Raw genomic sequence first — 14,507 nt, 5'->3', positions numbered from 1 at the left:
CATATTCATACATTTTGAATTGTGTAAATGCATGACTATAAATTTTCAGCCCATAAATGTTATAAAAACACATTTTCTGATGGTCAAAACTAAAAAAAGTAGTACTTTTGTGCTTTCTTTTTTTGGCGATAAAACTATCAAACAAATATATCATTTATAGTATGAAGAAACATAATTTTAATGCAGGACCTTCTATTTTACCTCGCGAAGTTATTGAAAAAACAGCTCAGGCTGTATTAGATTTTAATGGTTCAGGATTGTCCGTATTGGAAATAAGTCACCGTTCAAAAGATTTTGAAGTGGTGATGAACGAAACAGTGGCACTTTTCAAAGAATTGTTAAATATTCCGGAAGGTTATTCGGTTCTATTCTTAGGCGGTGGAGCAAGTATGCAATTTTGCATGATTCCATTTAATCTGTTCGAAAAGAAAGCTGCGTTTTTAAATACAGGAGTGTGGGCTAACAAAGCCATGAAAGAAGCTAAAGGTTTCGGAGAAGTTGTAGAGGTGGCATCATCAAAGGATGCAAACTACACATTCATTCCCAAAGATTATGTGATTCCTACTGATGCTGATTATTTCCATATTACAACTAATAATACTATTTATGGTACAGAGATATTGACAGATATTGACTCTCCTGTGCCTTTGATAGCCGATATGTCTTCCGATATTTTTTCACGTCCAATGGATGTTTCGAAATATGGATTGATTTACGGTGGAGCTCAAAAAAACTTGGCTCCTGCCGGATTGACTTTCGTAATTGTAAAAGACGAATTGCTTGGTAAAGTATCGCGTTATATCCCTACCATGCTTAACTATAAAACACACATTGCCGATGGTTCTATGTTCAATACGCCTCCGGTATTGCCTATTTACAGCGCTTTAGAAACATTGCGTTTGTTGAAAGCAAATGGTGGTTTGGCTGAAATGGAAAAGAGAAACATTGCCAAGGCCGAATTGCTTTATAATGCAATCGATAACAGCAAGATATTTGTTGGAACGGCTGCAAAAGAAGATCGCTCTCGCATGAATATCTGTTTTGTAATGAAACCAGAATATAAAGAGCTTGAAGCCGACTTCCAGAAATTTGCTTCGGAACGCGGTATGGTAGGTATTAAAGGTCACCGTTCTGTGGGTGGTTTCCGTGCTTCTACCTACAATGCTTTGCCTATTGAAAGCGTCCAGGCGTTAGTAGATTGCATGCAGGAATTTGAAAAACTAAAAGCCTAAAGACTATATACAATCCCCTCCCAAAGAGGGGTTTTGTGTTTATATTGGCAGAATTTAAAAATACTAACCACTTATTTTAATCTGTTTTTCATGATTAAATAAGCTTTGAATTAGAATTATATGAAAGTACTTATTGCTACTGATAAACCCTTTGCTAAAGTTGCGGTTGACGGAATTCGCAAAGAAATAGAAGCTGCCGGATTTGAATTGGCATTGCTCGAAAAATATACCGAAAAACAACAGTTGCTCGATGCAGTTGCCGATGCTAATGCTATCATTATTCGCAGCGATATAATCGATGCAGAAGTAATTGCTGCTGCTAAACAATTGAAAATTGTAGTGCGTGCCGGTGCCGGTTATGACAACGTTGATCTGGAAGCTGCTACAGCTGCAGGAGTTTGCGTTATGAATACTCCGGGACAGAACTCCAATGCTGTTGCCGAATTGGTTTTCGGATTACTTGTTTTTGCCGTTCGTAATTTCTATAACGGAACTTCCGGTACCGAATTAATGGGCAAAAAACTGGGTATTCATGCCTACGGAAATGTTGGTCGCAATGTGGCTCGCATAGCTAAAGGATTTGGTATGGAATTGTATGCATTTGATGCTTTTTGTCCTGCCGAAGTAATCGAAAAAGATGGTGTGAAAGCGGTATCTTCGGTTGAAGAGCTTTACAGTGTTTCTGACATTGTTTCATTGCATATTCCGGCTACGGCTGAAACCAAACAGTCTATCAACGCTGCTTTGCTTGGTCGGATGCCAAAAGGTGCAGTGCTTGTAAATACAGCTCGCAAGGAAGTTATCAACGAAACTGAAATTCTTGAATTCATGGAATCGCGTCCGGATTTTAAATATGTGACAGACATAGTGCCCGGTAACGATGCTGAAATGAAAGAAAAAGTTGGTGGCAGATACTTTACAACTCCAAAGAAGATGGGTGCTCAAACAGCTGAAGCTAATATCAATGCCGGTATTGCTGCTGCCAAACAAATCGTTGATTTTATCAAAAACGGTTCAGAGCGTTTCAGAGTAAATAAATAATAGACAGAATTAATAAAATAGCCTTATGGACTAGCAATAGCTCATAAGGCTATTTTTTTGCATTATAATAGACAAAAGGAACTAAGATTCTAGCTTGATTGTTAGATTGGCTAAATTGCTAATATATAGACAGTTAATATATTTTTACTCTTTCTATTGCTTAATAAATTTTTATTTTATGCACATTTTGTGTATCTTTGTGCCGAAATTAAGTTTCTTTTATCAAACATTTAAGCTATTGAACTGTTTGATATGAGAAACCATTAAAATAAAATCATGGGTAATAATTTATTAAAAGGTAAAAGAGGAATTATTTTTGGAGCATTGAACGACATGTCCATTGCCTGGAAAGTTGCAGAACGCGCTGTAGAAGAAGGTGCCATTATTACATTGTCAAACACTCCGTTGGCAGTACGCATGGGTACTACAAACGAATTGGCAGAAAAGCTTAATGCTAAACTTATTCCGGCCGATGCTACCAGTGTGACTGATTTGGAACAAGTTTTTGAACAATCGATGGAGGTGTTAGGTGGTAAAATTGACTTTGTACTACATTCTATCGGCATGTCACCAAACGTAAGAAAAAAACGTCCTTATGACGATCTTGATTATGATATGCTACTTACAACTCTTGATATCTCTGCTATTTCTTTTCATAAAATGATGCAGGTAGCTAAGAAAATGGATGCAATCAACGATTATGGTTCTGTGGTGGCTCTTTCCTATATGGCTGCTCAACGTACTGTTTTTGGGTATAACGATATGGCTGATGCCAAGTCTATGCTGGAGTCAATTGCTCGTAGTTTTGGTTATATTTACGGTCGCGAACGCAATGTACGTGTAAATACAATATCTCAATCGCCAACTGTAACAACTGCCGGAAGCGGTGTAAAGGGCATGGATGGTTTGCTTGATTTCTCAGAACGTATGTCGCCACTGGGCAACGCCACAGCTGCAGATTGTGCTGACTATTGCGTTGTTATGTTTAGCGATTTAACACGCAAGGTAACCATGCAAAACTTATTGCACGATGGTGGATTCTCCAGCATGGCTATGAGTTACCGCGCTATGGAGCAATACAACAAGAGTTTCGAGGAATTTAAAGACGAGAATGGAAAAATTATCTACGGATAATCATAGAGATAGTTGCTTGAATAAAGAAAGTGAGATTGATTTGTTTCAATCTCACTTTTTTATTGCATAATTATTTGTCGTATATATCCGGTTTACTTAACTATCGGTAATTTGCTCAACAATTTGATATTATTTAAATCAGAATAATCGTACTGATAAATGCCGTCTTCGGCAATCATCATGGCTATGTTGTTGTGAGCAATGATATCATATCCGTTTATGTTCTTAAAATGAGCAAGTTGGTTAGCCAAGAGGGTTTGCGGATTGCTGTTGTTGAATATTTTCAACCCATCATCGCACAAGAATAATTTTCCATTGTCGATACCAAGGCCTTTAGGATTAGTCATAGTGTATGATACAAGTTGTTTTGGGCTTTTGGGGTTACTTACATCCACAATGAATAATTCGTTGGTGTTTTGTCCACATAGGTTGCCCGAATGAACTGTCACATACGCTAAATCATTTTCAACAACTACAGGATCGCAACCGTAGGCATGCGTCAACGATGATTGAAATTCCGGTTTTAGAGGATTCTTTACCGAATAGATTAGCATACCGCTAGGTGTTCCCATATACATATAGTCCTTATAGCTGAAAATAGTTTCCACACTGCGTCCTATGTAAAAATCCGGAGCGGCTTTGGTTGGTTTGGCAGCACTTAAGTCGAATATATTCATATAGTTATTGATAACTGAATATAAATAATCGTTGTAAATACTGAAACGCGACATGGAGCCGTTTATACCTGTGCTTTTACTGCCGGTAGGTGCTGTGCTGTTTAAAGTAGCAAAATCATAGGTAACTCCACCATACCAACCGCCGGTATAGTGCGATACATTTTCGGTTCTTTCTTTTACTTTCCAGCCAACTACAATGCCCTTGCTTTTACCGGCATAAGTCTGTTGATAATCAATTCCATATTGGTTTTGCGTCGATGGCAGTGCTGTTGGAAATATTGAATCCAATCTTCCTTTTAGTTCCGGCAATAGTGGATTGCTTATATCAAACCAAACCAAATCGATATACGAATCGGCGTATAGCTTGTTGTCGCGAATGGCTAAGTCGGCATTCCCCAATAGCTCTATAAAGCCCGCTACTCTGGGGCTCGAAGGGTCGCGATTGTCAATAATGTGAATCCCTTTTTCCGGTTCGGAAATGTACAGGTAATCGTTGTAGAAACACATTTTGCCAATACCACTAATGGCGTGTTGCTTAGAAGTTACTTTTACCGAATTACGAAATACTTCGGTCGACATAAAAACAGGCTCGTTGATTTTGTAGGTAACAGTTTCTGTTACTACCGATTCGCAACTGCTCAAAAGTAGAACAGCAAGGCTGATAAAAAACATAGTTCTTTTCATATCTCTGGATTTAAAACTGTGATTTAAAATCTGCTTTTATAACTGATAACTCATCCCAAACCGAATGGCTGACTCAAATAAGTGTTCCTGATTAGATTGAAATGATAATGGGAATGCGTGTATTCTAGTATAGGGGTTTACGAATACTGAGATACCTGTTTTGAAGTTGTATTTCAGTCCAAATCCGAGTTGACTCCCTATTCCTGATTGAGAATTCACAGGCGAGTCAGAGCTTACATCCATATCTATAAATAATCCTCCGTTCACAAAGCAATACTTCCAAAAGGATGCACGAAGGCCGACAGGGATATTGATAAGAGACATAGTCCCGCTATGACTTACGGTGCTTAATCCATACATTGTGTTCGTTATTGAATGAATCGATGCTTTGCCTTGGAGGAACTCAATACCGGATTCAACGCCGAGCCATTTATTTAAAGGTTTAATGTAAGTAATCCCGAATGTGTGCGATTTTCCTGCATCGGTACCGGAATCACTGATATAATCACTGTTAAACCGGGCAATGCTATTATCGCTTAATGCAGAGAATGTGATACCTACTTCGGCTTTTTGGGCTTTCATTTCCGATGCGAAAAACACAAAAATGAATAGGAGGCAATAACTTTTTTTCATGTTCTAGCGTCTTAAGTCCTTATTTTAAGGTTGGATTTAATCAAAACTTATCAACATTTCCCATTTTTCCGATAAAGAGAATGACACCAGTACTTTGCTCCCGAATTACGAATATAAAAGGCCTGTTGACTTTGAAGATTGGAGTAGGGAGAGGTTGAGGTCCGACTGAGGTGTTTCCAAATTCAACTATAGTTACTGCGGCAGCTTCAGTACCTTCTTCTGTCACTTCTACATAAGTGTCGTGAATTACCCTCGAGATCATCAATGGAGTATTGGCGATATCCCTGAAGTCGGCAAATTCATTAAATGCCAGATTCATTCCCATATTTTTCAGTGGATCGTTGAGTATAAACTTGTTTTGAGTTTTGAATCGGGGTAAATAAACATCCACTTGACTTGTAAAGAAACCTTTAAGCGTGTTGTCCCACCCGGTTGTTTTCATGTAGTCCAATACTTCTCCGGTTGTTTTTCCTTCGTTAGGTAATACTACTGTCATGCTGAAAGCTTTATTTCCATACGGCATATCAAGATATTGAGCATAGCTGTCTTGCGCATAAGAAAAGGTGTCTTTCTGATACATCATATTGACTTTTACTGCTTTCCCCAGTTCGTTGGTGAAGTTGGCTTCCGTTGTATTTTTTGTTTCAAAATGTTTTCTCCAGATTCCTTTAAAATATATGGCGTTTACAAGATACATCATGGCATCCGGTGGAATCATGTCAAGCGGTTTCTTTATCAGATTGTTTGTTTTCTTTGCGCACCAGTTATTTACAGTATCCACAGCCCAGCTTTGACTGAAATCCAATTCTTTGATATAAGATCCGAAGTAATCGGTGTTTACTTTTAAGAAGTCAGATTTTACAGGAAATCCTGAGCGATACCACAACGAATTAGCAATACTCAATTTGGTTGTCGGATCAATTGACGGGAGGGTGGATTGCATTGTTTTATAGTAATCATTGATATCGGCAATTGACATTCCACTCAATTTCAAAGCCGTTTCCATTTCGGTCTTTGTTTGTCCATTGGCGCCGTTCCATGCCATTCCTAGCGCAATGCTGACGCTCAACGGAGATACGAATACGTTTGTCTCACCCGAACTTTGAATGGTTTGCTTTAGTAAATCAAAAGCGAATTCATTGTCCTGATTTATTCGTTTTTCCCAGCCGGCCTTCAATATTATCGGTTTAGCATCGGTCGGAACCTTTATTGTCGGATCATTCTGATTGCTGCAGCTCGCCATTAGGATAGCAAGTGCAAATACTGATAAATACTTTCTCATAACGATTGAGTTTTATTATTTGATTCTAAATCTTACTCCTGCCGATATTCCTATTACTACAGGGTCTTCGGTTCGGGCGCTGGCGGGTTGATTATTGTCGAAGAAATAAGAGAGCTTGGGTTCGAAATATATTCCCCAGTTTCGTTGCACCTTATACGTTACTCCGATTGCTCCGTTTACCGACCATTGAAGACCATTGATATTGGTTTTGGCAATGGTAGTGATTATCCTGTTGCCGGAATACTGGTTCTGACTATAAACCGATTGAATTCCTTTTTCCACCATACCACCCCCTGATAAGTAGATCTCCCATGTTGGGTTATCCCAAAGCAGACCCACAAAGTTGATAGGAACGCCTACATAATGAAGATGCAATTTAGCGTCAGGATGTTGCATGCCGGAATTAGAAAATGTTGACAGTAAGTAAGTGTACACAAGTCCACTCTCAATGCCGATAGCCTTGTTTAGCTGTTTCCGTACGATGATTCCAAACGAAACGGGAGCCATATAGTTTTTTTCTGAAAAATCCTGTTGAGACAGTATGTTGCTGTAATCTGTCATTCCATTCGTCAAATATGACTTTCCAATGGGATTGTCAAATACCAGACCATTGTTCCCGCTAAAATTCATGCCTCCACCGGTGCTAAATGCAGCTGCCAGCAACAGGTCTTGTTTCTTTTTTGGCTTTTTGGCAGGCTTTTCGCTTTCAGCGTTTTTAGCCAGTAATCTGTCTTGGAAAACATTATCAGAATTATTCTTTGCGGAATCACGAGCAGATACGGAATTCGTTGTTGCCGGAGCCTCCCGATTGTCTGTTACCTGAGCTAACTGTTGTTCGTTTGCACCGTTGTTTTCGATCTTAATATTCTCTTTGGTAGCAGTTTCCGTTAAGTTTGGTTCTTTAATTACAACATCTTCCACTTTGTTGTTTTTAGATGTCTGATAATTTTTGTGGTTCGTCTCAGCGGACTTTTTTGTTGAAATAGAATGACTCGCTTGTTTGCCGGCAATTTTATTTTGTACGTTTATTTGTTTGGTTTTAATCTGTTTAGAGTCTCTGGCAAAGTCAGTAGACGCGGAAGGCAAACGCAAAGTAAACAGCAATGCCAGGAAGGCAACGGCAGTGCCCCCGGTTGTTAGCCAAAACCAGAACGGGATAATCCTTCTTTTCTTGGAGTTCAGGCGTGCTTCTATCTCGTTCCAGCATTCGGCATCGACGGGCAGCTGATGATTTTCAAGCTTTTGCCTGAAAATATCATTGAAAGCATCTTGTTCGTTATTGTTTATATTGTTTTGCATGATCTTGTCCAATAAGTGATTGTACGTTTTTTTGAAGAATTCTTCGGGCTCTCATAAATTGCGATCGCGAGGTGGCTTCAGCTATGTTTAGTATTTCCGCTATTTCGGCGTGTGAATAACCTTCGATAGCATATAAATTGAATATGATTCTATATCCGTCTGATAATTCTGAAATGCAAGCCATTAAATCATCAACTGAAATTTTTTCCAATACCCCGACATCATTATTTTCAATATAATTGCTGTATTCTTCAATACTTTCACTCTGTTTCAATGCATCGTTTTGCCTGAGATATTCCAATGCTGTGGTGACGAAGATTCGTCTTATCCAACCGCCGAATGACCCTGTTCCTGAATATGAATCTATCTTTGTAAATAGCTTAATGAAACCATCCTGTAATAAGTCGCGGGCCGTTTCCCGATCGTTTACATACCGCACACAAACGCTCATCATGGCTGGAGCATGTAATTCGTAAACCCTTTTTTGAGCCCACGATTTACCCGCTTTGCATCCGGCAATCAATTGTTGTTCGTCAGTTATCGCAGTCCTTAATTCCATATTCTTTTTTGATGATGCAAACCAGGTTGTTTTTGTTGCATCTCTTTTCAATATAAAGTTTAATAATCACCAAAATTACAACATTCTGGCAAGAAATTTATATTGAATGCCTATATGTTGTTTTCTTCCCAAATTCGGAGACAATTCTGTAGATAAATGCAGGTTTCTTATTTCAATCATTTTAGGAATCCGTAGGAGTTTCTATAATCTATTCCGTTTCTTTCGAGGAATTAATTGAAGTATACTGATCGATTAGCTGAGTCTTTGAGTTACTTTAAGATTGATATGTAGACTATAGATATTTATACTGTACAGTATAACTTATTATGCTGTACAGTATATTTTGTTGAGCTGTACAGCATAAATATAATTGATACTTACGAATGAATTAATTGATGCCGATTAATATACTAAGCTGTTGCGATATTTTAGTTAGCTTTACGGTAAGAGCTAATTGGAAGTTTGCTTTGATGCACAAAGGGCTTCACATATAATGTAAAGCCCTTTGAAGTATAAATCTTTTTATTCGGGGAATATTGGTTTATTTCAACCATTTATCCAGCCACGAGTAGAATGTACGTTGCCAAAGAATACCATTTTGAGGTTGTAGTACCCAGTGATTTTCGTCGGGGAAGATCAACATCTCAGCCGGAACACCACGCAATATAGCTGCATTGAAAGCTGCCATACCTTGTGAAGCCAGAATGCGGTAATCTTTTTCGCCGTGAATAACTAAAATAGGAGTGTCCCATTTGTCCACAAACAAGTGCGGAGAGTTGGCGTACGAACGCTGTGCAATAGCATTTGCTTTGTCCCAGTATGCGCCACCCAAATCCCAGTTTACAAACCACATCTCTTCTGTTTCAAGGTATTGTTGCGGTAAGTTGAACATGCCATCGTGTGCCAAGAAAGCTTTGAAGCGTTTTTCATGATGGCCTGCGAGCCAGTAAACCGAAAATCCACCATAGCTTGCACCTACGCAACCCAACTTATCTTTATTTACATAGGGTTCTTTGGCCAATGCGTCGATGGCTGAGAAATAATCTTTCATATTTTGACCGCCATAATCACCGCTAATTTGCTCCAGCCATTCTTTACCAAAGCTTGGAAGTCCGCGACGGTTAGGTGCAACTACTATATAGCCGTTGGCCGCCATGAGCTGTAGGTTCCAGCGATACGACCAAAACTGGCTCACTGTCGATTGTGGTCCGCCTTCGCAGAAAAGCAATGTTGGATATTTCTTATTCTTATCGAAGTTAGGTGGATAAACCACCCACGTAAGCATTTGTTTATTGTCGGTAGTGGTAATCCAGCGTTCTTCTACCTTTCCCATGTCTAGTTGAGACAGAATTTCTTTATTCTCAAATGAAATTTCTGTTTCAACTCCTGTCTTTGGGTTTATAGCATAAATTTCGTCGGGTTTGCTCAGCGAATGTTTTACGCCAATAAGTTTGTCCTTTATCGGAGCCACAAAGGAGTAGTCATGATCTCCTTTTGTAATTTGTACTATCTTTTTTGAAGCTATATCTGCACGGTAAATCTGAGTGACAGCATGCCAGCAGCTTACAAAATAAATGGATTTGCTGTCGGGAGTCCAAATCAGTGAGCCCGAATTCTGATCGAAGTTGGCTGAAAGATCGGTCTTTTCGCCGGTTTGCAGATTCATGACAAACAAACGGTTTTTATCCGCTTCGTATCCATCCCGTTCCATGCTTTCCCATGCCAGCCATTTGCCGTCGGGCGAGAATGTCGGATTCTGGTCGTATCCCATCATGCCTTGAGTTTTATTCTCTGTTTTGCCGGTAGACAGGGTGTAGAAGTAGATATCGGAGTTAGTTGAAAGAGCATATTCTTTCCCGGTTTTCTTTCTACAAGTGTAGGCCACGGTTTTTCCATCGGGGCTCCAGGCAAGTTGTTCTATTCCACCAAAGGGTTTCATAGGACTTTCATAGGGTTCACCGTTTAATATGTCAATAATATTTGCAATTTTGCCCTCTTTTATATCTGCCACGAAAGGATGTGGAACGGTTTTTGTCCATTCGTCCCAGTGTTTGTACATTAAATCCGTTACGATTATACCGCTCGATTTTGGCAGATCGGGGTATTTATCTACGGTGCTTTCTCCGTACTTCACATCGGCTACAAAAAGAAGTTTTGTTTCGTCCGGCGATAAAGCGAAATCATTGATTCCATCTTTTACGTCGGTTATTTGTTTGCGTTCGCTACCATCGGCTTTCATCGTCCACAGTTGCATGCTTCCGGTTTCCGACGATAAAAAAGCGATGTGCTGGCCGTCTTTCATCCATTTTGCTGCTGCTTCGCGAGTGGCGGTTTTGGTAATTTGTTTTTTGTCCGAACCATCGGTGTTCATAACAAAAAGCTCTGAATTTCCTTTGTTCTCGGTTATGCTGTAATAGGACACGCTATACAGAACTTTGGTTTTATCGGGAGAAATTTGTACTCCGCCTACGCGACCGAACGACCATAGAACCTCAGGAGTCATGAGTCTGTTTGTTATAGTTGGGTGCTGTTTTCCTATAACAGGAGTTTCGGCGTTTGCAGCTCCGCTTGCTGCTACAACAGCTATTGCCATAATACTTGTTTTTAATAGGTTTTTCATTTTCACTAACTGAACCGTTTTAATTTTAAAATAAGCTTTATGAGTACAAATATAGTGCTTTTTTGTATCATTATACGATTAAAATTAAGTGATGAGTTTGGTTTATTTGTTTTAAACAAATTGGTTTAAAACAGAGTTATACTGTTTTAATTTAAAAGAATATAGAGGATAATAAGTATGATTGATAATTTTGCTGCGAGGGCTGCTGAATGGGATAGTCCTGAAAAGATAGCTATGACTCGCATTTTTGTTCGTGAACTGTTGCAAAACGTAAAGTTGCAGAAAAGTTGGAAGGGCTTGGAAATCGGAGCGGGCACAGGCTTGGTTGGTCTTCAGTTATTAGACGGAATAAATGCTTTGGTTTTCGAAGACACTTCTCAATCCATGTTAGAGGTGTTGAAGGCTAAATTGAATGGTGATGAATTGGTTGAGATTGTACATGGTGAGATTTTTGAATACCAAAAGCAAGATATTGATTTGGTCTTTTCTTGCATGGCCTTTCATCACATTCCGGACATTGATAAAGCCTTACTTCACTTGTCTAAAATAATGAAGCCTAATGCTGTGATAATAGTAGGAGATATTCGAACTGAAGACGGTTCATTTCATAGATTCGAGCCTATTCCTCATTGCGGATTTGACACAGCGCATTTATCTTCACAGTTTGAGCAGGCAGGCTTTGATGTTGTTTCGACTCATACGTATAATGTGCTTTCGCGTGAGAGAATTAAAGGAAAAATATCAGATTACGAGCAATTTATGCTGATAGCTAAGAAACGTTGAAATTGCTGATAATAGCATTTCAGGCTTGTAGATTGTTCTTTTGTGTTAAATAGTTAATATGTAATTGCTGTATTAATGGGCAATAAGCATCCTTTAATATAAAAATTTAAATTTTTCTTTGTTTTTTGAGGTGTTTGCGCTTGAATTATATTAAAATAATCTTTATTGTTTAAATTCGATCAGGCTATTATGTAAAAATAATACAATAAATATTGTTTTTGATAAAAAATAACGCCTTTTTGTTGTTAATATGATGTTTAAGAATATATTTTGATGTAAATTTGTCGTGTTATGAAGAAAGCAACTATCTGGATTCTTATTATCTCAATGGCATTAACTTTTGTAGGACTTATTCTCCTGCAAGCAAGATATGTAAGGATAAATGCAGAAATGATTGAAAGTCAGTTTAATGACAATGTTCAACGAAGTCTGTTTCAGACGGTAAGTTTAGTAGAGGAAAATGAGGCTTTGGAGTATTTGGGGCAAACGCTCGAAGGCGATGATTACTCAGGGAGCAAAAGCAGATTGTTAAGTCAGGATTCTCAGACCAGCCAGATGAAGAAGAACATCGACAGCATGGCCGGAAATCTTAAACTGACTTCTGAGCAGATAAACAGACCGACTATACGTTTAAAAACGCGTCATGGGCAGTCGACCATCGAAGAAACTTCTCGCTATTTGCAGGAGAAATTTAAACAAAACTTCTCACGTTCTAAAACGATATTAGATCAGGCGGTTTTCCGTTGGATGAAAGAGATTGATCAGAAGGAGATTAACGAACGGGTTAATTTTGAGGATTTGGATGGAATCCTGACTAAGGTACTTGTAAATAATGGAGTAACGCTTCCTTTCACGTATTCGGTAGTGGATAAGCAAGGAAAAGTTATTTATAATTGTCATAAGGATATTAAGCAGGACGAAATAGAAATACAGAGTAACATATATACCCAAAAACTGTTTCCGCTTGAAGAGTCGAGCAAAGCAGCCTATTTGCAGGTTACGTTTCCAACAAAGCAAAATTATATCTTAAGTTCGATGAACTTACTTTTGCCTTCGTTGGCACTGGTACTAATTATTCTGAGCATATTTATTGTAGCTATTATTATCATTTTCAGACAGAAAAAGCTCAATAATATGAAAAATGACTTTGTCAACAATATGACTCATGAGCTTAAAACTCCGATTTCGACCATCTCGTTAGCTTCACAAATGTTGCAGGATCCGGGCGTAGGTAAAACACCAGAAACCTTGAAACACATTTCGAAGGTGATAAAAGATGAGACAAAACGATTGAGTTTGCAAGTGGAGAAAGTGTTGCAAATGGCTATATTTGAAAAAGATAAATCGATATTAAAGCTTAACGAAATATCAATAAACTCATTAATATCAGATATAGTCAATAATTTTTCTTTGAAAGTTACCAGTAAAGGAGGCAAAATTACGTCGAACCTCAAAGCTGCCAATGATGTGGCTTTGGTTGATGAAGTCCATTTTACTAATGTGATTTTCAATTTAATGGACAATGCGCTAAAATACAGCGATAAACCATTACTCTTGACAATAGAAACATGGAATGAGAAGGATAACTTGATTATTAGTATCGAAGACAATGGAATCGGAATCAATAAAGACGACTTAAGACGAATCTTCGAAAAATTTTATCGTGTATCTACCGGAAATCTGCATAACGTTAAAGGATTTGGATTGGGACTTGCTTACGTAAAAAAGATAGTTACTGAACATCGCGGATCCATTAAAGTGGAAAGCGAATTAAAAATTGGAACAAAATTCACTATTACAATACCAACATTAAAAAATTACGAATTATGACTGACGAAAAAGTAAAAATTTTGTTGTGCGAAGATGATGAAAATCTTGGCATGCTTCTCAGAGAATATTTGCAGACAAAAGGTTACGATGCAGACTTACAACCTGATGGTGAAGCCGGCTACAGAGCTTTTTCTAAGAACAAATATGACTTATGTGTTTTTGATGTGATGATGCCTAAGAAAGACGGATTCGCATTGGCTGCCGACGTGCGCTCATTAAATTCTGAAGTGCCTATTATTTTCCTTACAGCAAAATCGATGAAAGAAGATATTTTGCAAGGATTTAAATTAGGTGCTGATGATTATTTATCAAAACCATTCAGCATGGAGGAATTACTTTACCGCATTGAATCTATCTTGCGTAGAGTAAAAGGTAAACGTGCGAAAGATGTTGTTACCTATCAAATCGGAGAGTTTGTTTTTGATGCTCAAAAACAGATGCTTACATACGAAGGCGAATCTAAAAAGCTTACAACCAAAGAATCAGAATTACTGAACCTTTTGGCTGCTAATGCCAATAGTATTTTAGAACGCAATTTTGCGCTGAAAACAATATGGGTTGATGATAATTACTTCAATGCACGTAGCATGGATGTGTATATCACTAAATTACGCAAATTGTTGAAAGACGATGAAAACGTAGCTATTATCAATATTCACGGTAAAGGTTACAAACTTATTACCCCTCAGGTGAAAGAAGAATAGCCGCAGATTTAGATAGCATAAAAAAAACC

General features: G+C 38.3%; 12 protein-coding genes. 6 read left to right on the top strand and 6 right to left on the bottom strand.

The genetic code is table 11. The features are described 5' to 3' along the window. Window positions 1–161: 161 nt before the first annotated feature. The 3 genes from serC to PALPR_RS08695 all read left to right on the top strand — a co-directional run bounded on the left by serC (window position 162) and on the right by PALPR_RS08695 (window position 3,407). Window positions 162–1,232 carry a 3-phosphoserine/phosphohydroxythreonine transaminase gene (gene serC / locus PALPR_RS08705; RefSeq protein WP_013445249.1) on the top strand — a complete coding sequence of 357 codons (1,071 nt, stop codon included), beginning with the start codon at window positions 162–164 and terminating at the stop codon, window positions 1,230–1,232. A 120-nt stretch (window positions 1,233–1,352) separates the two neighbouring features. Continuing rightward, complete coding sequence (locus tag PALPR_RS08700; RefSeq protein ID WP_013445248.1) at window positions 1,353–2,273, top strand: NAD(P)-dependent oxidoreductase; 921 nt, start codon at window positions 1,353–1,355, stop codon at window positions 2,271–2,273. Between the two features lie 276 nt (window positions 2,274–2,549). Beyond that, window positions 2,550–3,407: an enoyl-ACP reductase FabI gene (locus tag PALPR_RS08695; RefSeq protein ID WP_013445247.1), complete on the top strand. Its 858-nt coding sequence runs from the start codon at window positions 2,550–2,552 to the stop codon at window positions 3,405–3,407. 92 nt (window positions 3,408–3,499) lie between these two features. Here PALPR_RS08695 and PALPR_RS08690 read toward each other — a convergent pair whose 3' ends face one another. The 6 genes from PALPR_RS08690 to dpp5 form a co-directional block, all read right to left on the bottom strand. Beyond that, window positions 3,500–4,768, bottom strand: a complete 1,269-nt coding sequence (locus PALPR_RS08690; protein ID WP_013445246.1) for an LVIVD repeat-containing protein — start codon at window positions 4,766–4,768, stop codon at window positions 3,500–3,502. 36 nt (window positions 4,769–4,804) lie between these two features. Then, window positions 4,805–5,401, bottom strand: a complete 597-nt coding sequence (locus PALPR_RS08685) for an outer membrane beta-barrel protein (protein WP_013445245.1) — start codon at window positions 5,399–5,401, stop codon at window positions 4,805–4,807. Between the two features lie 40 nt (window positions 5,402–5,441). After that, complete coding sequence (locus PALPR_RS08680) at window positions 5,442–6,683, bottom strand: serpin family protein (RefSeq protein ID WP_013445244.1); 1,242 nt, start codon at window positions 6,681–6,683, stop codon at window positions 5,442–5,444. A 15-nt stretch (window positions 6,684–6,698) separates the two neighbouring features. Beyond that, a complete protein-coding gene (locus tag PALPR_RS15935; protein WP_013445243.1) occupies window positions 6,699–7,982 on the bottom strand; it encodes a porin family protein in 1,284 nt (427 codons plus the stop codon). Then, the gene (locus PALPR_RS08670) at window positions 7,960–8,541 is read right to left on the bottom strand and encodes an RNA polymerase sigma factor (RefSeq protein ID WP_013445242.1); all 582 of its coding nucleotides are present in this window, start codon (window positions 8,539–8,541) and stop codon (window positions 7,960–7,962) included. The genes PALPR_RS15935 and PALPR_RS08670 overlap by 23 nt, the downstream gene beginning before the upstream one ends. Before the next feature lie 541 nt (window positions 8,542–9,082). Further along, complete coding sequence (gene dpp5 / locus PALPR_RS08665; RefSeq protein WP_041620347.1) at window positions 9,083–11,161, bottom strand: dipeptidyl-peptidase Dpp5; 2,079 nt, start codon at window positions 11,159–11,161, stop codon at window positions 9,083–9,085. 177 nt (window positions 11,162–11,338) lie between these two features. On the opposite strand from dpp5, the gene PALPR_RS08660 reads away from it, so the two are divergent. The 3 genes from PALPR_RS08660 (at window position 11,339) to rprY (ending at window position 14,478) form a co-directional block, all read left to right on the top strand. Then, window positions 11,339–11,944: a class I SAM-dependent DNA methyltransferase gene (locus tag PALPR_RS08660; RefSeq protein ID WP_013445240.1), complete on the top strand. Its 606-nt coding sequence runs from the start codon at window positions 11,339–11,341 to the stop codon at window positions 11,942–11,944. 291 nt (window positions 11,945–12,235) lie between these two features. Next, complete coding sequence (locus PALPR_RS08655; RefSeq protein ID WP_013445239.1) at window positions 12,236–13,774, top strand: sensor histidine kinase; 1,539 nt, start codon at window positions 12,236–12,238, stop codon at window positions 13,772–13,774. Further along, window positions 13,771–14,478 carry a response regulator transcription factor RprY gene (gene rprY / locus PALPR_RS08650; RefSeq protein ID WP_013445238.1) on the top strand — a complete coding sequence of 236 codons (708 nt, stop codon included), beginning with the start codon at window positions 13,771–13,773 and terminating at the stop codon, window positions 14,476–14,478. The genes PALPR_RS08655 and rprY overlap by 4 nt, the downstream gene beginning before the upstream one ends. Window positions 14,479–14,507: the final 29 nt, after the last annotated feature.

The organism is Paludibacter propionicigenes WB4, from assembly GCF_000183135.1.
In the GTDB taxonomy this organism is placed as follows: Bacteria; Bacteroidota; Bacteroidia; order Bacteroidales; family Paludibacteraceae; genus Paludibacter; species Paludibacter propionicigenes.
This window is presented reverse-complemented; position numbering and strand designations above follow the sequence as displayed.